19 protein-coding genes are annotated in these 21,740 nt (G+C 60.6%); 14 read left to right on the top strand and 5 right to left on the bottom strand.

What is annotated here, in order from left to right:
- Positions 1–33: 33 nt before the first annotated feature.
- A complete protein-coding gene (locus ACFRFQ_RS06540) occupies positions 34–1,362 on the bottom strand; it encodes a lipase family protein (protein ID WP_378654599.1) in 1,329 nt (442 codons plus the stop codon).
- A 156-nt stretch (positions 1,363–1,518) separates the two neighbouring features.
- On the opposite strand from ACFRFQ_RS06540, the gene ACFRFQ_RS06545 reads away from it, so the two are divergent.
- Genes ACFRFQ_RS06545 through ACFRFQ_RS06555 form a run of 3 tightly spaced genes read left to right on the top strand, consistent with a single transcriptional unit; the run spans position 1,519 to position 4,968 of the window.
- Positions 1,519–2,265 carry a succinate dehydrogenase cytochrome b subunit gene (locus tag ACFRFQ_RS06545; protein WP_378654602.1) on the top strand — a complete coding sequence of 249 codons (747 nt, stop codon included), beginning with the start codon at positions 1,519–1,521 and terminating at the stop codon, positions 2,263–2,265.
- A 4-nt stretch (positions 2,266–2,269) separates the two neighbouring features.
- Positions 2,270–4,222, top strand: coding sequence for a fumarate reductase/succinate dehydrogenase flavoprotein subunit (locus ACFRFQ_RS06550; protein WP_378654605.1), 1,953 nt, complete (start codon positions 2,270–2,272; stop codon positions 4,220–4,222).
- Entirely contained in the window at positions 4,219–4,968 is a 750-nt protein-coding gene (locus ACFRFQ_RS06555) for a succinate dehydrogenase/fumarate reductase iron-sulfur subunit (RefSeq protein WP_378654608.1), read from the top strand. The genes ACFRFQ_RS06550 and ACFRFQ_RS06555 overlap by 4 nt, the downstream gene beginning before the upstream one ends.
- On the opposite strand, the gene ACFRFQ_RS06560 is transcribed toward ACFRFQ_RS06555, so the two are convergent.
- Positions 4,969–6,429 carry an anion permease gene (locus ACFRFQ_RS06560; RefSeq protein ID WP_378654611.1) on the bottom strand — a complete coding sequence of 487 codons (1,461 nt, stop codon included), beginning with the start codon at positions 6,427–6,429 and terminating at the stop codon, positions 4,969–4,971. It abuts the gene before it with no gap.
- A 143-nt stretch (positions 6,430–6,572) separates the two neighbouring features.
- Here ACFRFQ_RS06560 and ACFRFQ_RS06565 point away from each other — a divergent pair, with 143 nt between their 5' ends.
- The 8 genes from ACFRFQ_RS06565 to ACFRFQ_RS06600 all read left to right on the top strand — a co-directional run bounded on the left by ACFRFQ_RS06565 (position 6,573) and on the right by ACFRFQ_RS06600 (position 13,264).
- Positions 6,573–6,926 carry a VOC family protein gene (locus tag ACFRFQ_RS06565; protein WP_378654614.1) on the top strand — a complete coding sequence of 118 codons (354 nt, stop codon included), beginning with the start codon at positions 6,573–6,575 and terminating at the stop codon, positions 6,924–6,926.
- A 48-nt stretch (positions 6,927–6,974) separates the two neighbouring features.
- Entirely contained in the window at positions 6,975–8,024 is a 1,050-nt protein-coding gene (locus ACFRFQ_RS06570) for a saccharopine dehydrogenase family protein (RefSeq protein WP_378654617.1), read from the top strand.
- Positions 8,021–8,605, top strand: coding sequence for a TetR family transcriptional regulator (locus tag ACFRFQ_RS06575; RefSeq protein WP_378654620.1), 585 nt, complete (start codon positions 8,021–8,023; stop codon positions 8,603–8,605). The genes ACFRFQ_RS06570 and ACFRFQ_RS06575 overlap by 4 nt, the downstream gene beginning before the upstream one ends.
- 21 nt (positions 8,606–8,626) lie before the next feature.
- Complete coding sequence (locus ACFRFQ_RS06580; protein ID WP_378654622.1) at positions 8,627–9,253, top strand: SMI1/KNR4 family protein; 627 nt, start codon at positions 8,627–8,629, stop codon at positions 9,251–9,253.
- Positions 9,250–10,353: a galactose-1-phosphate uridylyltransferase gene (gene galT / locus ACFRFQ_RS06585; protein ID WP_378655082.1), complete on the top strand. Its 1,104-nt coding sequence runs from the start codon at positions 9,250–9,252 to the stop codon at positions 10,351–10,353. The genes ACFRFQ_RS06580 and galT overlap by 4 nt, the downstream gene beginning before the upstream one ends.
- Positions 10,350–11,480: a galactokinase gene (gene galK / locus ACFRFQ_RS06590; protein ID WP_378654625.1), complete on the top strand. Its 1,131-nt coding sequence runs from the start codon at positions 10,350–10,352 to the stop codon at positions 11,478–11,480. The genes galT and galK overlap by 4 nt, the downstream gene beginning before the upstream one ends.
- A gap of 107 nt (positions 11,481–11,587) precedes the next feature.
- On the top strand, positions 11,588–12,037 hold the full coding sequence (locus tag ACFRFQ_RS06595) for an RrF2 family transcriptional regulator (protein ID WP_378654628.1): 450 nt from the start codon (positions 11,588–11,590) through the stop codon (positions 12,035–12,037).
- Between the two features lie 33 nt (positions 12,038–12,070).
- Positions 12,071–13,264, top strand: coding sequence for a globin domain-containing protein (locus ACFRFQ_RS06600; RefSeq protein ID WP_378654631.1), 1,194 nt, complete (start codon positions 12,071–12,073; stop codon positions 13,262–13,264).
- Positions 13,265–13,276: 12 nt separating this feature from the next.
- Here ACFRFQ_RS06600 and ACFRFQ_RS06605 read toward each other — a convergent pair whose 3' ends face one another.
- Together ACFRFQ_RS06605 and ACFRFQ_RS06610 are read right to left on the bottom strand one after the other, a co-directional pair.
- Positions 13,277–15,007 carry a CocE/NonD family hydrolase gene (locus ACFRFQ_RS06605; RefSeq protein WP_378654634.1) on the bottom strand — a complete coding sequence of 577 codons (1,731 nt, stop codon included), beginning with the start codon at positions 15,005–15,007 and terminating at the stop codon, positions 13,277–13,279.
- 181 nt (positions 15,008–15,188) lie between these two features.
- The gene (locus tag ACFRFQ_RS06610) at positions 15,189–15,587 is read right to left on the bottom strand and encodes a cupredoxin domain-containing protein (RefSeq protein ID WP_378654637.1); all 399 of its coding nucleotides are present in this window, start codon (positions 15,585–15,587) and stop codon (positions 15,189–15,191) included.
- 89 nt (positions 15,588–15,676) lie between these two features.
- Between ACFRFQ_RS06610 and ACFRFQ_RS06615 the strand changes: the two genes are divergently transcribed.
- The 3 genes from ACFRFQ_RS06615 (at position 15,677) to ACFRFQ_RS06625 (ending at position 19,293) form a co-directional block, all read left to right on the top strand.
- A complete protein-coding gene (locus ACFRFQ_RS06615; protein ID WP_378654640.1) occupies positions 15,677–16,822 on the top strand; it encodes a cation:proton antiporter in 1,146 nt (381 codons plus the stop codon).
- A 157-nt stretch (positions 16,823–16,979) separates the two neighbouring features.
- The gene (locus ACFRFQ_RS06620) at positions 16,980–18,104 is read left to right on the top strand and encodes a diguanylate cyclase (protein WP_378654642.1); all 1,125 of its coding nucleotides are present in this window, start codon (positions 16,980–16,982) and stop codon (positions 18,102–18,104) included.
- 64 nt (positions 18,105–18,168) lie between these two features.
- On the top strand, positions 18,169–19,293 hold the full coding sequence (locus ACFRFQ_RS06625; RefSeq protein WP_378654645.1) for a GGDEF domain-containing protein: 1,125 nt from the start codon (positions 18,169–18,171) through the stop codon (positions 19,291–19,293).
- Here ACFRFQ_RS06625 and ACFRFQ_RS06630 read toward each other — a convergent pair.
- On the bottom strand, positions 19,280–21,517 hold the full coding sequence (locus tag ACFRFQ_RS06630) for a putative bifunctional diguanylate cyclase/phosphodiesterase (protein WP_378654647.1): 2,238 nt from the start codon (positions 21,515–21,517) through the stop codon (positions 19,280–19,282). The genes ACFRFQ_RS06625 and ACFRFQ_RS06630 overlap by 14 nt on opposite strands.
- Positions 21,518–21,740: the final 223 nt, after the last annotated feature.

Consider the following 21,740-nt stretch of genomic DNA (forward strand, 5'->3'; position numbering starts at 1 on the left):
AAAATCTCTGCGTGTCACTGACTTTCGGAACATCTACTTGACCTCGGCTTCGTCGAACGCCGTAGCCAACCAGGCAACGTCTTGCATACCGAGTTGATCGGTGACCGTCTTGTACAGGTTGGTGACGTAGTCGAGGGGTCCACACTGCGAAGGAATCAGATCGACATCACCGCCGTCTGCGCGATAGGTGTCCGCCAGTTTCTGTGCCTCGCTGAAGGGCACGAGAAAATCGTCTTCACAGGACGAGATGAGCAACTTCGACTCCGGCGTCTGCTTACCCAAGGTGTTGTCCTCGTAGGCAGCCGCCAGCGCCGGAATGGTTCGAGGCGCGGGATTGGTCAACAGAACATCGAACGGAACAAACGGAAGCCCCAAATACAGCGCCTGGCAGGATGTTCGAAACGCCGCAGCGACGTCGCGGCCAACTGGAGTGAAGTGTTCGTCGAGTCTGATCTCCGGATACCCGGCATCAAAACCGAGGACGGACGAGAAGACGAAACCGGAACCGATGCCGCCGGCGGCAGTTGCCTCGAACGTCGCCGGGTCGATCATCATCGCCTGAATCGCACTGGCCGTCACATTCAGCTCCGGTGCGTAGGTATGAGCCTGCTCTGCCGCAAAGCCCGCCGCGACACCGCCGCCGGCAACTCCGTAGATACCAACCGGTGTATCGGATGCCAGTTCGGCTTCGGGGAGGGCCAGCGCCGCGCGAACACCGTCGAGGGTGGCCTTGCCGGAGAACTGACCGACCGAGAACGGGTGCGGCGACGTGTCTCCGTCGTTTCCGACATCGCTCATCATGACGGCCCAACCGCGACCGAACATCTCCGCGACCGGTCCGAGCGCCGAGAACATCGCCGGGTCGCTCTGATTGCCACCGGTCCACTGATGGCTGGGTGCGCAGTTGGCTCCGAGGCTGTCGTTCGCCTCGGCATAGCCGATGATCTTGCGATCAGCGGGGGCGGTGCCGTCCTCGGGAATCATCAGGATTCCGGTGCTGATCACCCGACGTCCGAAATGATCGGTGGTCGTGTACATGAGTTGGTACGCGCTGACCGCGTCCGGACGCACCTGGTAGACCTGCACGCTCACGGGGCGAGCCTTGAGAAGGACTCCCGGTGCGGTGTCGCCGCCGATCTCCGGTTCGTCGAACCACGGATCGTCCGACGAGAGCCCCAGCGGGGTGAACTCCCCCGAGATCTCACCACCCTGGAGGGCTCGCACAACCAGGGGGTTGAAGACGTCGGACAGGTCGACGGCCTCCTGCGCCCCGGCCGGCGAGCTTGCTGCGATCAGGGCTGCTGCCAGGAGAGATGCAGCGCCGGCGAGCACTGCTCCGCGTCGTGACGTCGAGTTCACCATCGCCTACACCTTTTCTTACTTCTGAGTAACATTGCCCGTTACATAACCATTGACCGGTACGAACAACAAGTCACAGTGCGTTCCCCTGCTCAATCGCGCAATCACGCCTAGGCTGACGGCACCTATCCGGCACGTCTGGCTTGGGAGGTTTTGCGAGTGAGTGCTCCGACCCGCGTACCGCATGCCGGTACCGATTCCACGCGGTCACGCCCACGCCCCTCGAACGTCACGTGCAAGATTCTGATGGCAGTGACCGGGCTGATCTTTGCGGCGTTCGTGGTTGTCCACATGATCGGCAATCTGAAGGTATACACCGGCGCCGAACACTTCGACGACTATGCACACTGGCTCCGAACCGTCTTCGAACCGTTCCTACCCTACGAGGGATTGCTCTGGATTCTCCGCACCGTTCTACTTCTCTCGCTGATTGCCCACGTGTGGTGCGCATGGCTTCTCACCGTTCGTGCACGCAGGGCCCGAGGCCCCTTCCGCCGCAAGGGGTTGGGAATTTCCTCGTTCACCGCCCGGACGATGCCGGCGACCGGCGCAGTTCTACTGCTGTTCATCGTCTTTCACATCCTCGACCTCACGACCGGCACGCGCCCGATCGGCAGCGCCGACTACGAAGCGGCAACTCGATCGCAGAGTTATGCCTACGACAATCTCGTGGCCAGCTTCGAACGCCCCGTTGTCGCTGCCTTCTACATACTCGCGATGGCGCTTCTCGCAATGCATCTGGCGCACGGATTGTGGAGCGCCGTCAACGATCTCGGTGTGACCGGTCAGCGGTTCCGTCAAGTTTCGGTCGCTCTCGCCGGAATCATCGCGCTTGTTGTCATGGTGGGAAACATGTCAATTCCCATCGCCGTGCTGACCGGACTCGTCTCGAAAACAGGAGCGTGATCAGATGAGCAGCTTCGACGTCCGGGACCTGCGAACCATCGGCACACCGATTGACGGCAACGTACCGGCGGGAGATCCGTCGACGGCCTGGCCGAACCGCAAACTCGACTACAAACTCGTCAGCCCACTCAATCGCCGCAAGTTCACCGTCATCGTCGTCGGTACCGGACTCGCCGGCGCTGCCTGTGCCGCTTCGCTCGGCGAATTGGGTTACCATGTCGAGTCGTTCACGTTCCACGATGCACCAAGGCGCGCACACAGCGTCGCCGCGCAAGGCGGCATCAACGCGGCCCGCGCCCGCAAGGTCGACAACGACAGCCTCGATCGATTCGTCAAGGACACCGTCAAGGGCGGCGACTTCCGCGGACGCGAGGCGGACTGCTTCCGACTGGCCGAGGAATCCGTGCGAGTGATCGACCACATGAATGCCATCGGCGCCCCCTTTGCACGCGAATACGGTGGCACATTGGCAACCCGATCATTTGGTGGCGTCCAGGTTTCGCGCACGTACTACACGCGTGGGCAGACGGGCCAGCAGTTGCAGATAGCGTCGTCGCAGGCTCTGCAACGCCAGATCGCTGCCGGCACTGTGAACCTGCATACGCGGACCGAGATGCTCGATCTCATTGTCGCGGACGGACGCGCCCAGGGAATCGTGACGCGCGACCTTGTCACCGGCGAAATCAGGTCAACCACAGGACATGCGGTTGTCCTCGCCTCGGGTGGCTACGGCACGGTCTTCCATAAATCGACTCTTGCCAAGAACTCCAACGCCACTGCCGCGTGGCGGGCGCACCGGCGCGGGGCCCTGATGGCGTCTCCGTCCTTCATTCAGTTCCATCCTACCGCGCTGCCCGTCAATTCCGAGTGGCAGTCCAAGACCATCCTGATGAGCGAGTCACTCCGCAACGACGGCCGCATCTGGGTACCCGCACAACCGGGAGATACCCGCGAACCCGGCGACATCCCCGAAAGCGAGCGAGACTACTACCTCGAACGCAAGTACCCCGCCTTCGGCAATCTCTCACCACGCGATGTTTCCTCGCGAGCCGCCCGAGAGCAGATCGATACCGGTCATGGCGTTGGTCCACTGAAAAACAGTGTGTACCTTGATTTTCGAGATGCTCTCGCACGTTTGGGTCGCAAGACGATCGAAGAACGGTACGGAAACCTCTTCTCGATGTATCGCGATGCCACCAGTGAGGATCCATACACGGTGCCGATGCGTATTGCACCGGGCGCACATTTCACCATGGGTGGCCTGTGGAACGACTACGACCAGATGACGTCGATCCCAGGCCTGTTCGTCGGCGGTGAAGCCGGCTGGGGATACCACGGGGCAAACAGACTCGGAGCCAATTCCCTACTCTCCGCCTGCGTCGACGGGTGGTTCACCCTTCCCTATGCAATCCCGAATTATCTTGCGCCCCTGCTCGGCACCCCCGAACTCAGCCTTGACGACGAGGCGGTGATGTCGGCGCTCAATGACGTGCGGGGACGCGTCGACCTACTGTTGTCCGTGGGCGGCAAGCACGGCCCCGACAGATTCCATCGCCAACTCGGCGAGATCCTTTACTCGGGTTGCGGAGTCACCCGTTCGGCAGAAGGATTGACGAAGGCCATCACGGAGATCCGGCAGTTGCGCGGTGAATTCTGGTCGGACCTGCGGGTTGTCGGAACCGGAAACCAGTTCAACCAAGAGCTCGAACGGGCCGGGCGGGTCGCCGATTTCCTCGAACTCGCCGAGCTGATGTGCGTCGACGCGCTCGACCGGGACGAATCATGCGGAGCGCATTTCCGTGCCGAGCACCAGACACCGGACGGCGAAGCACTACGCGACGATGATCGCTGGTGCTTTGTCTCTGCGTGGGAAACCGCCAAGGACGGTCGGCACATCCGTCACGACGAACCGTTGTCCTTCACCGCTGTTCCGCTGCAGACGAGGAACTACACATGAAAATCACTGTGGACGTGTGGCGCCAGAACGGTCCTGAATCTTCGGGCGCTTTCGATACCTATCAGGTCGACGACGCGAGCGTCGAGATGTCACTACTCGAACTTCTCGATCGGCTCAACGACCAACTCGTCGAAGAGGGAAGTAACCCCATCGCGTTCGATTCCGATTGCCGCGAGGGGATTTGCGGTTCGTGCGGTATCACCGTCAACAACACCCCACACGGGCCGGTTGCCAATACGCCGACGTGTCGCCAGCACCTCCGTAGCTTCTCGGACGGTGATCGAATTACTCTGGAGCCGTTCCGTTCTGCGGCATTTCCGGTGGTGCGGGATCTGGTGGTAGACAGATCGGCCATGGATCGCGTTCTCGAAGCCGGTGGCTATGTTTCCGTCAACGCCGGCACGGCACCTGACGCCGACAGCCAATCGCTCTCTCACCAGAGTGCCGAAGCTGCGCTGGACTTTGCGGCCTGCATCGGCTGCGGCGCCTGTGTTGCCGCCTGCCCCAACGGAGCGGCGCACCTGTTCACGGGGTCCAAACTCACCCACCTGTCGTTGGTGACGCAGGGACGCAACGAAAGAGGCAAGCGCGCCCGCGCGATGTCGGATCAGATGGAAGCCGACTTCGGGCCATGTTCCACCTACGGCGAATGCGCAAAGGTATGCCCGGCCGAGATTCCGTTGACCGCAATCGCCGCCGTCAACAAGGAATCCATGCGGTTCAGCCTGCGCCGCAAGGACAACTGATCACCAGGCGCCGATAAGCTTCATCCACGCGCCACCGATGATCGTCCAGATAAGGATGATCACAACACTCATGACAAACCCGATCCGGAACCACTCGGACGTCTTGATGTACCCGGAGCCGTAGACAACTCCGGCGGGACCGGACGCGTAGTGCGAGATTCCACCGAACAGGCTGCCGATGAATCCGAACACCAAGGCCGAGAACAGCGGTGGAGCGCCGGTGGCGACCGCTGCGCCGAGGAACACCGCGTACATCGCAACGATCTGCGCAGTATTGGAGGCAAACAAGTAGTGCGCGTAAAAGTAGACCAGCGTCAGAATCGCGAACGCCCAGATCCAGGGCAGCCCGTCGACGCTGGACGAGACCTGCTCGCCGATCCACGAGATCACGCCAAGCTCTTCGAGATGACCTGCCATACCGACCAATACGGCAAAGAACACCAGAGTCTGCCACGCACCCTTGTCCGTCACGAGGTTGTTCCAGCTGAGCACCTTCGTGACCAGGAGAATCGCGATGCCGACGAATGCCGTGGTGGTGGCGTTGACGTTGAGTTGTGTACCCAGGCACCAGAGCACAAGCAGCAAGATAAACGTCGCGCCCATGATCCTCTCGTCACGGCTCACGGGACCGGCCTTACGTAGCTCGTCCCGCGCCTGCTCCGGAGCTTGAGGGGTTTTCAGCATGGTCGGCGGAAAAATCTTGGACATCACCCACGGGATCGCAATCAAGCTGGCAATTCCCGGCACCGAAGCCGCCAATGCCCATTTGCCCCACGATATCTCGATTCCCAGTTTGGCGGCCGCGTCGACGGCTACCGGATTACCGGCCATCGCGGTGATGAACATGGCCGAGGTAACCACGTTGACCTGGAGCGAGGTGAGGAGCAGATACGCACCGAGTTTCTTTCGGGATTCCTCCGGTTCGGGATTGGAATCCTCGAGTTTGCTCAACGAGACGATGATCGGATACACCACGCCGCCTGCTCGCGCGGTATTCGACGGTGTTGCCGGCGCGAGGATCAGGTCGGTCAGGGCCATCCCGTAAGACAGCCCCAGACTGGACTTTCCGAGTTTCGTGACGAACATCAACGCGATCCGTTTGCCCAGTCCGGTGACCAGAAAGCCTTCGGCAATGAAGAAGGACGCGACAATCAGCCAGATCGTGGTATTACTGAATCCTGCGAGCGCCTCCGACGGGGTCTCCGTCTGTGTGATCATCGCGATCGACAAGCCGACCAGGGCAACCGATCCGGTCGGCAGTGGTTGCAGGATCAACGCGACGATCGTGCCGACAAAGATGCCGAGCATCTGCATGCCTTTGGGATCGACCCCGTCCGGCACCGGCAGGAAGAAGATGATCAGACCGACGATCACGGGCACCGCAGCGGGGTAGTACCGCTTCATCATCGACGGTTCGGGTTCGACTACAACATCGGTGTGCTCGGATTTGGCCTCGGACATTTGCATCTCCTCGACTTGTCGCCTGACGGTGATTGTCCCCCACTTGCCCGATTTTCGTGCGGTCAATCACCACAGTGTCTCGACACATCCGAGCCCACACGCAATCATCGAAGTAACTCATCGTCGACGATCGGGAGAACTCCATGCGCGCACAACGAATCACGACCAACCTCAAAGTCTCCGACGTGGCGACGGCAAAGAGTTTCTACGCCGACTTTCTCGGTCTGAGCACCGAGGAGTTCAACCTGGGGTGGGTGGCGCGCTTCGCGTCTCCCGACTCCGATGCGCACGTGCAACTCGTCACGGGTGATGCGACCTCACCGGAAGACTCGATCATTTCCGTCCACACCGACGACGTCGACGGTGCGTACGACGAAGCCCGGAAGCTCGGATACGAGATCGTGCATCCACTGACAACCGAAGAGTGGGGTGTGCGCCGGTTCCTGGTCCGGGCGCCGGACGGCAACGTGGTGAACATCGTGGCTCATCGGGAGTGACACCGGGACCGTTCGACGTTTTAGGTCATTTGACCTAGAGTTGACAGCATGACCGACTCACTGCGCCACGACCCTGACGGAGCGATCCTCGTAACTGGTGGATACGGAACCGTCGGCAGTGCGCTGACCGCTCTACTTGCGCCCGACTTCTTGCTACTCCTGACTGGGCGTACCCCTGAGAAGAGCGCCGACCTTGCCCGTCTGCCCGGAGTGTCCGTCCGCCGCTGGGACCTCACCGATCCGACGCCTTTCGACGCCTCGGTACGTGCCGTCGTGTCGATGGTCAATGATCCACACGATCGCGTGTTGACTGCTGCAGTCCAGGCTGGAATTCCCTACGTGGACATCACCCGCTGGACCACGCGGGTGGCCCGCGCAGCCACTCTGACAAGCCAGATATCGCCTACCGCACCGGTTTACCTGTCGTCAGGCTGGATGGGCGGTGTCACCAACATCGTTGCCGCCGCGCTGGCCGAAGAACTCGGCTGCGCCGACACGATCGACGTCTCGATTCGCTACGACGTCAACGACACTGCCGGACTCGACTCCGTCGAGTTCATGGACCGTCTCGGGCAGGACTTCGAGGTTATGCAGAACGGGAACCCGGTCACGGTCAGCCCGTTGACGGATACCCGTTGGGTGGATTTCCCGGGATCGCGCACGAAGGTCGGAAGGATCGACACTCCGGAGCAATTCACTTTCCCGATAACCCTGAACGTCGACACTGCAAGTACTCGAATCGGTTTCAGCTCGAATGCTTCCACCATCGCGATGCTTGCCGCCAAGAAGGCCGGCCTGTTTCGGTGGGGACGCGGCAAACGCTTCACACCGCTACGACGCGGTTTGCTGTATTCACCCGGCACCGGCGGTAGCGCTCAGGTACGCGTCGATGTCACCGGGGCCAACGGTGCTACAAGCGCAACAATTGTCGATCCGCAAGGCCAGGCGCATCTCACCGCGGTGGGTGGCGCTCTCGCCGTGCGGCACGTCCTGAGCGACGACGCACGTCCGGGAGTTGCTTTCCCCGAGTCTGTTCCGAACCCTGGCCGTACCGCCTCCGAGTTGGAGAATTTCGGCGTGGCAGTATTACGCACATGACCCCGACGAAGGGCTCCATTCGCGCGGCAGCACTGCTCGACGCCGCAGAACAGGTACTGACGACGCAGGGCAACGCAAATGCGGCCATGCGCGATTTTGCCGCTGCAGCCGGTGTCCGGGTGGGGCACCTGCAGCACTACTACCCCACTCGCGCCGACCTGATCCGCGCAGTCATGGCTCGCGCGTTGACCCGTTCGCTCGACCGACTGGCCGACATGACCGACGTACCGCACACAATCTCCCGCGAGGAATCCGAGCAGTTCGTCAGAGTCCTGCTCGGCGAGCACGACGACCCTGCCACTGTTCGGCTGTACGTCGAGGTGTGGGCACTGTCCGCATCAGACGAAGAAGTCTCCGTTGCGGTCCGAGACTTCTACACGCAGTACATCGCGCACGTGGAGCGGGTTGTCGCATGCACGCAACCAGATCTTGATACCGCGGGGCGCACAGCAACGGCGCAGACGATAGTGAGTCTGCTCGAAGGTTCTGCAGTTCTCCGCTCGGGAATCGCGGGCCGCAAGTCCGAGGATTCGGACCGAGCACTGGTGAACACGCTGCAGTACCTGATTCACGGGTCCTGATGCGGACGTATCGTAAAGCCCATGAGCGTTGCAAACGAATGGGGCCGGATCACCACCTGGTGCCGCACACACGCGCCGGTGACGGCTGCCGCGTTTCATCCTGGGCTCAGCGACAGCATCATCGACGAGTTCGCAGCGTCGACGGGTGTCTCGTGGCCCCAGGATCTTCGTGACCTCTATCGAGTCCAGAACGGCAGCCTGACTCACGACGACAGGACCGGGCTCTTTCTCGGAAGCGTGCTTCCCGACAAGTTCTTGTACCCCATCGACGTCGCGACGGAGGTTCGACTCACCCTCCTCGAAACCTGGGACGACACGATCTACGAGAATCCCGACCTCTATCCAGCAGACGAGATGGATCGACGCGATCACGACGACGCGGGCACCGCTGCAAGCATGTTCATTCCGACGTTCATTCCCTTTGCCGGACTGGACGACTACCACTATTTCGTGGACACCCGCGGCGGCGCCCTGCACCATTGCGTCACCGAATACGCGTCGGACGGTACTGACAACGGCGGACCGATCTGGGCGTCCATCTCGGTCATGTTGGCTGCCCACGCCACCGCACTCGAAACGGGCGACACCATCGGCGTGTGGAAACCCGTTGTGAGCAAAGGTGTTCTGGAATGGGAAGTCGACGCATGACACCAGGGACCGGTCCGACGCGTCGTACGCTCGCCGACGGCCGACGTATCTTCTACTTCGACGACGCAGGCACCACCCGCCCGCGGACCGCCCGCGACCTACGCGAAATCCACTCCGCCACAATTGAATCGCAGATGCGGTACGACGTGCTGACCGGCGAGTGGATCACGATGGCGTCGCATCGCATGACGCGAACACACCTGCCCACCGCCGCGCAGTGCCCGCTCTGCCCGACCACTCGATCCGGCGCGCCCACGGAGATACCCGAGACGAACTACGACGTCGCAGTGTTCGAAAATCGGTTTCCCAGTTTTGCACCCGAACGAGGCGAATTATTGCCCGCCAACCGTTTCGGTCCTGATGATCGGGCTGCAGCCGGCCACTGTGAGGTGATGTGCTTCTCGAGCAATCACACGACATCGGTGGGCGAACTGCCTCCCGAACGCTTGCGCACTATCGTCGGCGCGTGGATCTCGCGGACGGAGGAGTTGTCAGCGGACCCATCCGTGGAACAGGTATTCTGCTTCGAGAACCGCGGAGAAGAGATCGGCGTGACTCTCTCGCATCCCCACGGCCAGATCTACGCCTACCCCTACGTCACACCGCGCACCCTGGCAATGCTCCGTCAGGCGGACAAGCACTTTCAGAGCACCGGACGCTCACTCCTCGCGGATGTCCTCGCCTTCGAACGGCAGGACGGAGCCCGAGTGGTCTACTCTGGAGAGCATTGGAGTGCCTACGTCCCCACTGCCGCACGGTGGCCCATCGAGGTTCATCTGGCACCGCATCGCGACATCCCTGACCTTCCCTCACTGAACACCGAAGAGCGCGAAGAACTTGCGCATGTCTACCAGGACCTACTTCGGCGTATCGACGGCTTCTATCCGGGAGTCGACCACGTGCCGTACATCGCAGCGTGGCACCAGGCTCCGATTCGAATCGATCGGCTTCTCGGCCGGTTGCACCTGCAGCTGTTCTCGACCCTGCGTGCGCCCGGCAAACTCAAGTACCTCGCCGGCTCCGAATCGGCGATGGGCGCCTGGATCAGCGACACGGTGCCGGAAGCAGTGGCAACGCGCCTTCGTGAGCTGGCGCGATGAGCCCGGTATCGAAAGATTCTGTACTCCAGCAGTTCCAGAACACGTACGGATATCAGGCCGCCGGAGTATGGTCTGCCCCTGGTCGCGTCAACCTGATCGGCGAACACACCGACTACAACAGCGGTTTGTGTTTACCCGTCGCGCTCGAGCAACGGACGCTGGTAGCGATTGCCCTGCGCGACGACCAGACCGTCCGCATACACAGCCGGCAGTCCGACGAGACATACCTGGGAACCGTCGAAGAGATCGGAGAGGACTGGGCCGCCTATCCTACGGCTGTCCTGTGGTCACTCGCGCGGGAAGGCATGACCGTCGGTGGCCTCGACCTGGTAGTCGACTCTTCTGTCCCGGTAGGAGCAGGCTTGTCGAGTTCAGCGGCTCTGACGTGTTCAGTTGCACTGGCGGTCAATGATCTTCACGGCTCGATCTTCACCAGGGATCAGCTGGCGGCAGTCTGCATCCGCGCCGAAAACGAGGGTGTTGGCGCACCGACCGGTGGTATGGATCAAACCGTTGCCCTCTTCGCCAGGCCGTCGACGGCTCTGTTGGTCGACTGCTGCGACGGAACTGTCGAACACATTCCCTTCCGCCTCCGCGAGGCCGGGTTCGAACTCATGGTCATCGACACGGGTGTGAAGCACTCTCTCGCGGACGGACAGTACGGACTGCGCCGCACCCAATGCGTCGACGCAGCAACTGCTCTCGGAATCACCACCCTACGAGAGGCCACTGCGGAGCAGGCTGAAACTCTGAGTGATCCGATACTCCGGGCGCGGGCACGACATGTGGTCACGGAAATCAATCGAACGGCGCTGGCTGCAGAACTGTTACGCAACAAAAGGTTCGACAAAATCGGTTCATTGTTCGACGGCTCTCACGCCTCACTGCGAGACGATTTCGAGGTCTCGTGTGCAGAACTCGACGTCGCAGTCACCGCCGCCCGACTCGGCGGCGCGGTGGGTGCCCGCATGACCGGCGGCGGATTCGGGGGATCAGCTATCGCGCTGATACCGGCCGGGGAGTCCACCTCCGTCGCCGAGTCCATCCGCGGGGCTTTTGCAGCGCGGGCCTGGCCGCCGCCGCATTTCCTCAACGTGGATCCGGGCGGTGCGGCCGCCCGCCTCTGAGCGAACGTACCTCTCATCGCCTCAGATGCGACGAGAGGTAGGTTCGCTCCTCGAGATCCCCCTCACATAAATAGTCATCTCAGATGCGAATTATGTAGATTCAGGTCATGCAACTGACGCAGTTCACCGACCTGGGATTGCGCGTCGTCATGCGGCTGGCCGTACTCGACGCCGACGCCTCCCCCAGCACTCGGGCAATTGCGGAGCAGCTCAACGTGTCGTATGCCCACGCAACCAAAGTGGTCACGCGGCTCGGCGAACTAGGCATAGTCAACACCAAACGCGGGCGCGGCGGCGGTCTCTCCATTACCGAGCTCGGTCGGACCGCTACCATCGGCTGGCTTGCCAGACGCCTCGAAGGACCTGGAGAGGTAGTCGACTGCGAAGGCGACAAGCCGTGCCCTCTGCGCGGCGGATGCCTCCTGCGGAGTGCACTTCACGACGCGCAAGAAGCATTTTTTGCCTCACTCGACGGAGTCACGATCGAAGACGTGACACGCCAACCGTCCAAGACTGTCCTGCTTCGCCTCACCACCCGGAGCGACGAAGCAGGCTGAACAACTTCAATTTTCGACCGAACGGAGCATCTCATGCTTTCCTCACAGTCAACCGAGGTCATTCGCGCCACCCTCCCCGTGGTCGGCGCCGCCATCGGCGATATCACAACCCTGTTCTACCGCAGAATGTTCGAGGCCCACCCCGAACTCGAGCGCGATCTGTTCAACCGCGGCAATCAGAAGCAGGGTGAACAGCAGAAAGCGCTCGCCGGCGCGATCGCAGCCTTCGCGGCACTCCAACTCGAACCCGACAGCGCCAAGGTCGATCTCATCCTCTCCCGTATCGCCCACAAGCATGCGTCGCTGGGAATAACCCCAGACCAGTACGCAATTGTTCACGAGCACCTCTTTACCGCTATCGTCGAAATACTCGGTGATGCAGTCACTCCCGATGTTGCGCAGGCCTGGGACGAGGTTTACTGGCTGATGGCGGAAACGTTGATCACCATGGAACGTGGGCTCTATCAACTCGCCGGAGTCGAACCCGGAGACGTCTGGCGGACGGTTCGAATCACCGAACGGGTACTGCAGTCCGCCGATACCGTGTCACTCACCGTCACTTCACTTGACGGCAGCGTTCTCCCCACATTCGCTCCTGGACAATACCTTTCAGTCGGTGTAGCACTTCCCGACGGCGCTCGGCAGATCCGCCAGTACAGCCTCTGTTCCGTGCCGAGTAGCGCCGACTGGCGCATCAGTGTGAAGAGAATTTCGGGCACGCCCGAGGGCGAAGTATCAAACTTCCTCTACAACAACGCGTTCGAGGGTTCCACACTGTCGGTAACCACACCGTTTGGCGATCTGATGATGCCGAATGACGATTCACCGCTCCTGCTCGCGTCTGCCGGAATCGGATGCACGCCGATGATCGGCATGCTCAATCATCTCGTGGATACCGGCGCTCAACGCTCGGTGTCGGTCATCCACGCAGATCGCTCGATTGCAGATCACGCTCATCGAGCCGAACTCAGCGCGCTGGTCGGCCAGATCCCGGCCGCAACACTGCACCGTTGGTACGAAGACCTCGGCTCACTGACACCCCTCGGCACTGTTCATGAAGGACGTGCCGATCTGCGCGAGATCGAACTCGAGCCGAACACGCAGGCATTCCTCTGCGGCCCGATGCCGTTCATGCTGTCGATGCGCGAATCGTTGATAGCGCGCGATGTCCCGGCGCAGAATATCCACTACGAGGTCTTCGGACCGGATAGCTGGGCGAATATCTGAAGGGACGACCAATCAGCCGACCACCGGGAGTAGCAGCGGACCGGAGATGTCAGCAAAGATCGTTACCGGCACCCCGGCCAAACCGCCGCGGAAGCTGATGTCTCCCCCGGTGATCGCTAGTCGCACAGCATGACCGGGCTCGAAACGATGAACTATCGCAGGCATCGTCACCGGTACCGGTTGCGAAGGATCGCTGATCCTGATCGGCGCGATCAGGCCGTTGATCAACGTCGAACTTCCGTCGGGCGCCACGTCGTACACCTTGGCAAACACAACCGGTTGGCCGGGCGCGGCAACCTGCAGCGTCACAGTCGGTGAACCGACAACGTCCATAGTGTCGGTCATCGGAGCCGAGGTCCACAGGGCCTCGGTTCCGGGGATCTGCACGTTCGGAATATTTCCTGCCGGAGCGATATTGAGCGGTTCGATGCCAGTCGGAAGCCCGGCCGGAGCGGTGACAATGGTGTTCACTCCGGGTACCGGCGGCACATCGCCGGGCAGCAGGGCGCCATCCGCGGACAGATGGAAGGCTCGGTTGCTACCGACGTCCACGGTAGTCGACGTCGCATAGGCCGGCGCCGCATTTCCGTCGTAGTCGACCCAATTACGGAAGTATGCAAATTCCGGTCCGGTGTCGGTGTCCTCGTCCCGAAGGTAGTGATCGAACCAGTCGAGGAATCGGCCTGTTTCGTACTGAGCTTCCGCGTCAGGAGCACTGAAGCTGAATTCGCCCGGGGCAGCAGCCAAGTGACTGTGACCCCACGAGTGCCAGATCATCTTCACATCCACACCACGGTTTTTCAGCGCTTCATAGGTAGCCGTCGCCTCGTTCAAATCGAACAGAGTGTCCTGCTGCCCCTGCGCGAGCAACACCGGAATCTTGATCCGATCGACGTAGGACACCACCGAAGACGCCCGCAAGTCTGCGACAATCTTCGGACCCACGTCACCGGTAACCACCGCCTGCGCAATGGCATTGCACATGTATGGCACATAGTTCGGGCACCCCTCCAACCGCGCGGGGTCGGCAACATACCCGTCGATGCCGGGATTCGTGACGCCCACACCGAACAGCAACGACGCGAACAGCACCTTGGCCGCGCCCGGTTCTACCGTCGATACGCCGGAAACTATGCCGGTACTGTTGGGCGCCAACGAATACGACAGATCGTTCCACGTGATCATGGGAATGATCGTGTCGATGCGTGGATCGACACCGGCAGCGGCAAATTGAATGCCCCCGCCATACGAACCACCCGACATACCCACGCGGGGATCGTTGATCGACGGCGCGCCATTGTGGTCCACGAAGTCCTGCGCCACGACGTTCAGAGCCGGAAAAGGTTGCGTCAGATCAGGATCGGTGAAAGCAATGCCCTCGCCGCCGCCGAGGAAGCTGACCAACTGCGACGCGGCGATGCCGTCGTACGCGGGAGCGTCGAGGGTGACCTTGCATGTGGTGCCGCCGAATCCCAAGCCTGAATACGTCAGACCCACGTAACCGTTCTCGGCGAGAAACTGCACCATCGGTATCTGATCTTTGTACGATCCGCCAAACCCATTGGTGGTCAGGATCGCCGGCGCCCGATTGCCGGCACTGACGCCGTCGGGGATGGTCAGTTCGCCGACTACCGTGCATTGCGTTGACTGGTCGAGGCCGACGCGAACCGAAAAGTACAGTAGCTGTGACGAATACGCACTGTCTGCGAGCGCGGGCGGCGCGAAGCCGAAGGCGCAAACCATTAGCGTGACGATACTGATTACCAGTCTCCGGCGCACCCGCATACCGTACACCCGGAACTGTTTCCGGGCCGGTTATTCACGGCAAGAGACGACTCCCCAACTGAGCGAAAGTACCGTTCGACGTCTAAGGCGACCAAGATACCTTTCGCTCGAAATGAGGAGGGCCCCAACCCTCCTGATCTCACTTCACTTTCAACGTCCCGTGCATGCTGGGGTGATACATGCAATGAAAGGTGTAATTGCCTGCCTGAGTCGGCGCGGTGAATGATCCGACTTCTCCCGCCGGGACGGTGCGATTGAACTTACCGGTCATGTCCGAAGTCACCGAGTGCTGCGCACTTCCGTTGTTACGGATCGCGACAACCTCACCGGGCGATACGGAATCCGGAGTCATGAATTCGAAGCCGTTGATGATGATCTGTGACTCCGCGTTCGAATTCTCCATCACCGGAACCGCCGCCACCGAAATATCGAAAGTGGCAGTCTCGCCACCCGTCGCGGACTTGCTGTAGTCAGAACACGCTGTGAGAGCGAACATCGACAGGAACAACGCCGCGATTGCGGCGACGATCCTTCTCATGGGTACCGCCTCCTGGTCGAATCCCCCCGTCATCCCCCAATGCGATGATTACCCCTGGGCGCAGGCACCAAACGGCAAGGAGAACATCGATGACATTCGACGTACTCGCTTTGGTTGCGTTCGCCGGACTCCTCGGGCCGTTGCTGGCGGCGCGCGAAGGTTGGCGAATCCCGGTCGTCGTGGGCGAGTTGGCGGCGGGTGTCGTTCTCGGGATCACCGGATTCGGATTGCTCGACGCGACCGACCGCACCTTCACGTTCATGGCCGACATCGGATTTGCCTTGACGATGTTGGTGGCAGGTTCGCATGTCCCGGTTCGTGATCCCGCGGTTCGGTCGGCGATGGGCAAGGGCGCGGTGCGCGCAGTGCTGGTCGGAGTTCTGGCTGCTATCGCGGGATACGCGGTGGCAACGGTTTTCGATACCGGTCACGCCGCTCTGTATGCGGTGCTCATCGCGTCTTCGTCGGCGGCACTTATTCTTCCGATCGTCGATTCGCTCGGGCTCGGCGGAACGTCCGTTCTGCAAATGACGGCACAGATTGCCCTCGCCGACATGGCGTGCATCGTGGCGGTGCCGCTCGTGATCGACCCGGGGAACGCGGTACGTGCAGGACTAGGCGCACTCGCCGTCATCGCCGCTGCGATCGTGCTTTATTTCGTGCTCCGGTCGTTGCACCGCTCCGGGGCGTGGCGACGACTCCACAAGTTCTCCGAGAAGCGGAAGTTCGCTCTCGAATTGCGGATCAATCTGGTGATCCTGTTCTCCCTGGCGGCGCTGGCAACGAGTACTCACGTGTCGGTCATGCTCGCAGGCTTTGCTTTCGGTTTGGTCCTTGCCGCGATCGGCGAGCCTCGACGCCTCGCGAAGCAGCTGTTTGCCGTCACGGATGGCTTTTTCGCGCCGCTGTTCTTCGTGTGGCTCGGCGCATCCGTCAATCTTCGGGATCTCGTCAGCCATCCGTCGTCCATCTGGCTCGGCGTGACCTTGGGTATGGCGACGCTCGTTGTACATGCGCTGATTCGCATCATGTGTTTGCCGCTTCCGCTCGGCATCCTGTCTGCCGCGCAGCTCGGAGTTCCCGTTGCCGCGGTAACGGTGGGCTCACAACTCGGCGTGCTCGGCGATGGCGAACCGGCGGCGATTCTCTTGAGCGCGATGATCACTGTGGGTGCCGCGACGGTGGCCGGTGCGGCCGCCACGCGGTCGGGTCAGCCGATCGCCGGGAAACTGTAAAGTTTCAACGCCGCGACCTATTTCGGTTTTCACCAAAACATGCACAAAGTCAGTTTCACCAGAATGTTCATGTACTTGATCCCCGTGACTCTCCGAACAAATCAACCTGGCGAATGTTAGTTTTTCTTCGCTCGATTTCAATGCCAAAATAGGTGTCATGCGTACCCCTGTTCATCTACCGACAGGGGGTAACTCATGGGATTTGCTCAGTAAGTGGTTCCGCGAAGAGCATGACTACGAGTGGATGAAACTTCACCGCTCCAGCCGCGCGATCCAGCCTCTCTGCCGCGCCTTGCTCGGCATCATGTCGATAATCTTCGGCCTTACCGCGCTCGTGAAACTCGTCGGCCCCGACGCGCCGCCGACAACATTCGGTAAATACCTTGGGGCGATCGTAGTCGTCAGTTGTTTTGTCATCGCTGGATATTGGTTCACCCGACCGTTTCCAGGGCGGCGCGGTCTCATCGCCTTTGCAATTTTTGCCGACATCGGTCTAGCCGGGGCGGTTCTCATGGTGACTGATCGCGATTCGGCCACATTCGGGTGCATCACCTTTGCTGTGAGCGGCACCTACGCAACCTTGTTTGTCAGCGCAAAATGGCTTCTGAGCCACGTAGCCTGGGCCACCGGAGTCAGCATCGTCGTTTTTGTTCTCGCGTTCACCGAAGGAACCGTCGACCACAGCACACTCCTGGCCCGTGCATTGGTCCTCTTCGCTGCGGTAACACTGCTTCCGGTTTTCTCACACCTGACGTGGCGCATGATGTACCGCGATGCCCGCGAATCGGATCAAGATCCTCTTACCGGTTTGCTCAACCGCCGCGGGCTCGACGCGGCGGTTTCGGATCTTTTCGATCAGGCCCGCGACAATGCGTGGTGCCTCGCTTTCATCGTTGTCGATATCGACAAGTTCAAGGCGGTCAATGACGCGTACGGTCACGCCGAAGGCGATCTGGTAATCAGGAGAACTGCGAACCGACTCAGTGCTCACCTCGGCCAGCGCGCAGTCATCGGCCGGGTCGGCGGCGAGGAGTATCTCGCGGTCATATCGGGTCCGGCCGACTTGATCACTACTTTGACCGAAGGCATTGTTCAGTCAATCTCCGACCACCCGGATCAGATACGCACCACAGTGAGTGTCGGAGTGGCGATCATGCCAACCGAGTCGAAAGCCTGGACTGGCGGAACATCTGCGATCTCGGTTGGGTCGAATGTCGCCGACTCGATGATGTATCAAGCCAAGGCGGCGGGCGGAAACGGCTTCCGAACCACCAATATCTGAACGAAAACTGTGCACTGGGAGTGATTGCCATGCCTTCCCGTACTCGAATGCAAGAATGAACCACATGTCCAGTTCGGAACGTGTGCGCAAGAGGAGCACCTCGTGGCGCACCCTCCGGGAGTGGTTCAACGAACCGCACGACTACGAATGGATAAGCCACCTAAGATCGAGCCGCGCTATCGCGCCGATCTTCCGCGTGTTGCTCGGGGTCATGACTGTCACGCTCGGTTCCAGCGCATTCTTCAAATTGATCGGACCTGATACACCGACGACCTCCGTTGGAAAATTGCTGTCGGCGAGCATGGTGATCGGTTCCCTCATCGTCATGACGTGTTGGTTCACGCTTCCGTTTCCGGGCAGACGCGGACTGCTCGCATTCGGTATATTCGCCGACCTCGGAATAGCTTCGGCAATTGTTCTTGTCCCCGACCGCGACGCGGGGTTGTTCGGGTGCATTATCTTTGCGATAAGCGGCACCTTCGCAACGTTGTTCGTCAGTGCGAGATGGCTCATTGCGCACGTAATCTTTGCAACGTCGATTACCACCCTCATCCTCGTGCTCGCGTTTCAACAAGGAACCGTCGACCCCACGACCATCGCGGCGCGAGCCACAGTTCTTTTCGGCGCTGTGACCGTCGTACCGATCTTTTCGCATCTGACGTGGCGAACTTTGTACCGCGATGCCCGCGATTCCGATCGTGACCCTTTAACCGGACTGTTCAACCGCCGCGGACTCGAGGCAGCCGTCATCGACTTGTTCGATTCGGCCCGTGCGCAGGAAAAATGCCTGGCGTTCATCGTCGTCGACATCGACAAATTCAAGATGGTCAACGATGTTCACGGACATTCCGAGGGCGACCGAGTGATCATTCGCACTGCCGACCGACTGAAAACGCATGTGGGAAATCAGGGCGTCGTAGGGCGGGTCGGCGGCGAAGAGTATCTGGCTGTCATTTCAGGGACTTCCGAAAAAATATTCGAGGTGATCGACGGCATCACTTCCGCAGTTTCGGATCACTCCGATCTTGTCCCGACCACGGTGAGCGTCGGGGCGGTGATCATGTCGGCCGGGTCGAAGGCCTGGACCGGTGGATCATCCGCTATATCTGTTGCGTCGAATGTCGCGGATTCGATGATGTATCAAGCAAAGGCCGCCGGTGGTAACGGTTTGCGATCTACGGAAATCTGACGAACGGATGAATATGACGTCCTGATTCGGTCTTTGTCGCGGCAAGATATTCTTCCACGTCCTCCGTATTCAGAGGCCTACTGATGTGAAAGCCCTGAATAAGCTGGCAACCCGCAGCTTGAACGCGCCGCAATTGCACCGGCGTTTCTACGCCTTCAGCCAACGACTTCATCCCTAATGTTCCGGCAAGTTCGACTACCGATTGCACCACCGCCATCGGTTGATCGGCGCAGTCGACGATAAACACACGGTCGATCTTGAGGACGTCGATCGGCAGCCGCTGCAAAGTCGCAAAAGACGAGTACCCGGTACCGAAATCATCCAGTGCGACGGTGACTCCGAGCTCGCGCAATCGATGCAGATCTGCGACAGCCCGATCGTCGACGACCCCGGTTTCGGTGATTTCGACCTGCAACAGATGCGGTTCGAGTCCGGTGGTTCTCAGTACATCGACAACGGTGGCAAGAAAGCCGGTCGACACCAACTGAACGGATGAGACATTGACGGTGACCGCGATGCCGTCGGGCCACTTCGCGGCAGCCGTACAGGCAAGTGCCAGGGCTCGGGCCCCGAGCGGAATGATCATCCCGGTTTCTTCAGCCACTCCGATGAACTGGCGTGGTCCGAGAAGGCCTCGCACAGGATGATTCCACCGGATCAAGGCCTCGAACGCCACCACCTGACCGGTCACCGCGTCCACCTGAGGCTGATAGTGGAGTTCGAATTGGTCGGCTGCGATTCCATGCTCGAGTTCCTGTTGGGCGGTGGCACGTTCGGATGCCCGCGCTCGCAGAGCAGGAGAGAACCGGCCCACCCGGTTGCGTCCCGTCGACTTGGCTTCGTACAGAGCAAGATCGGCGAGCATGACCAATTCGTCGACGTCGGCAGAGTCATCCGGAATTGTCGCGAAGCCTATGGTTGCGCGCACTTCGATCCGGTTGCCGTCGACATAAAACGGCTCGTGCAGGACGTCGAGATACCGTTCGAATCCGCCCCACTCGTTCTGGCCGGCAGGCAGACGGACGATGAATCCGAACTCGTCGCCACCCATGCGCGCGCACACATCCGAATCTACGACGGCGCACAGTCGCTCGGTGACCGCAAGCAGCAACCCGTCTCCCACCGGATGTCCGAGCGTGTCGTTGACGGATTTGAAGTTGTCGAGGTCGAGGATCGCGACATGCACCTGGCCGTGATCACGGCCGGAAATTGCCTGTTCGAGCGCTTGTCCGAATGCTCGCCGGTTGGGAAGTCCCGTCAGAGCATCCGTCTCGGCCTGCCGCAACATTTCCTGCTCGCGGAGGTACCACTCGGTGATATCGGAACCGACGCCGCGCCACCCGAGCATTTTGCCGTCCTCACGGATTCGTGGCTTCGCGGAGAGCGACCACCAACGGCAAACACCGTCGACTCGGACTGATACCACCAGGTCACCGAAGGACACCCGCCGTTCCAACTTGTCGACCAGTAGGCCGACTGCCTTTCGGCCCTCCACGGTGGAGGTAATAGCAAGTTGGTCGAGCATCTGACCGAATGTCTTGTTCTGCAACTCGCTGACCGCCAACCCTGTTACCGCGGCGAACCGGGGGGACGTGTGGGTGAACCGCCCCGCAGCGTCGACTTCCCACAGCCAATCCCGCGATCCACCCTCGAATCCGTCGAGCAGCAAGGCCACAGTCTGACGTTCCGATTCGGCTTGCATCTCGGCGAGCCACCTCCGCTTGAATGACGCCGACAGATACAACGCACCGATCGTGAGAGCCAAGGTGTAGATCACCAGCTGAAGCGTCAAGACCGGGAGGTACGGCTTCGTATGCGACAGAAAGACAATGAGTAACCCGACGCCATGGATATATATCCAAGTCAAACTGGCTGAGCGAAGGGTGTAGAAATTGATGGTTCCGGCGCCCATGAGTCCGGCCATTGTCGCGATGAGAATCACGTCGTCGTTTGCGGTCTCGGAAAACAGCAGCGCGAACAGGACGACGTCGAGGACTCCGATAACCACGACCTCGAGCATCAGACCGATGTAATCCCGGCGAACAGATCGTTGCGCTCGCCTTTGGCGCAGGGAGAACCACGCGTGGGCCGAGTTCAGGAATACAAGAAGAATCGCCACCACGCCGATCCAGCGAATCAGGTACTGCTCCGGGGGAATCACAAACACCAGAACCGAACTGATGCCGGCCATGATGGCAAAGTTCGCCAACGGTGCGACCGCCACGGCCTCGTCTACCTGGCGGCGAAAGAAATCGCTGCGCTCGGATTCGGGAAGCGTGGTCTGTCGACCTGTTTGTCCGGCCGCCCTCAACATTCAGGTGGCCTGAGACCGTGACAGATCAGAACCGGACGCTGATGTCCGGGCATCGGGTTCCTCCTTTGTCGCCATACCGATCGAGTTGCCGGTTGAGTAGAGTTTTCCAGACTTTTCGATTGTTTCTTCGCTA

Source organism: Rhodococcus sp. NPDC056743 (assembly GCF_042790355.1).
Classification (GTDB): domain Bacteria; phylum Actinomycetota; class Actinomycetes; order Mycobacteriales; family Mycobacteriaceae; genus Rhodococcus_F.

Excerpts from the sequence above, each read along its gene's own strand:
- ACFRFQ_RS06550 (WP_378654605.1), top strand. The coding sequence starts at position 2,270 with ATGAGCAGCTTCGACGTCCGGGACCTGCGAACCATCGGCACACCGATT.
- ACFRFQ_RS06555 (WP_378654608.1), top strand. The coding sequence starts at position 4,219 with ATGAAAATCACTGTGGACGTGTGGCGCCAGAACGGTCCTGAATCTTCG.
- ACFRFQ_RS06625 (WP_378654645.1), top strand. The coding sequence starts at position 18,169 with ATGTCCAGTTCGGAACGTGTGCGCAAGAGGAGCACCTCGTGGCGCACC.
- ACFRFQ_RS06605 (WP_378654634.1), bottom strand. The coding sequence starts at position 15,007 with ATGGTTTGCGCCTTCGGCTTCGCGCCGCCCGCGCTCGCAGACAGTGCG.
- ACFRFQ_RS06595 (WP_378654628.1), top strand. The coding sequence starts at position 11,588 with ATGCAACTGACGCAGTTCACCGACCTGGGATTGCGCGTCGTCATGCGG.
- ACFRFQ_RS06580 (WP_378654622.1), top strand. The coding sequence starts at position 8,627 with ATGAGCGTTGCAAACGAATGGGGCCGGATCACCACCTGGTGCCGCACA.
- ACFRFQ_RS06570 (WP_378654617.1), top strand. The coding sequence starts at position 6,975 with ATGACCGACTCACTGCGCCACGACCCTGACGGAGCGATCCTCGTAACT.
- ACFRFQ_RS06575 (WP_378654620.1), top strand. The coding sequence starts at position 8,021 with ATGACCCCGACGAAGGGCTCCATTCGCGCGGCAGCACTGCTCGACGCC.
- ACFRFQ_RS06540 (WP_378654599.1), bottom strand. The coding sequence starts at position 1,362 with ATGGTGAACTCGACGTCACGACGCGGAGCAGTGCTCGCCGGCGCTGCA.
- ACFRFQ_RS06615 (WP_378654640.1), top strand. The coding sequence starts at position 15,677 with ATGACATTCGACGTACTCGCTTTGGTTGCGTTCGCCGGACTCCTCGGG.
- ACFRFQ_RS06610 (WP_378654637.1), bottom strand. The coding sequence starts at position 15,587 with ATGAGAAGGATCGTCGCCGCAATCGCGGCGTTGTTCCTGTCGATGTTC.
- ACFRFQ_RS06565 (WP_378654614.1), top strand. The coding sequence starts at position 6,573 with ATGCGCGCACAACGAATCACGACCAACCTCAAAGTCTCCGACGTGGCG.
- ACFRFQ_RS06600 (WP_378654631.1), top strand. The coding sequence starts at position 12,071 with ATGCTTTCCTCACAGTCAACCGAGGTCATTCGCGCCACCCTCCCCGTG.
- galT (WP_378655082.1), top strand. The coding sequence starts at position 9,250 with ATGACACCAGGGACCGGTCCGACGCGTCGTACGCTCGCCGACGGCCGA.
- galK (WP_378654625.1), top strand. The coding sequence starts at position 10,350 with ATGAGCCCGGTATCGAAAGATTCTGTACTCCAGCAGTTCCAGAACACG.
- ACFRFQ_RS06620 (WP_378654642.1), top strand. The coding sequence starts at position 16,980 with ATGCGTACCCCTGTTCATCTACCGACAGGGGGTAACTCATGGGATTTG.
- ACFRFQ_RS06560 (WP_378654611.1), bottom strand. The coding sequence starts at position 6,429 with ATGTCCGAGGCCAAATCCGAGCACACCGATGTTGTAGTCGAACCCGAA.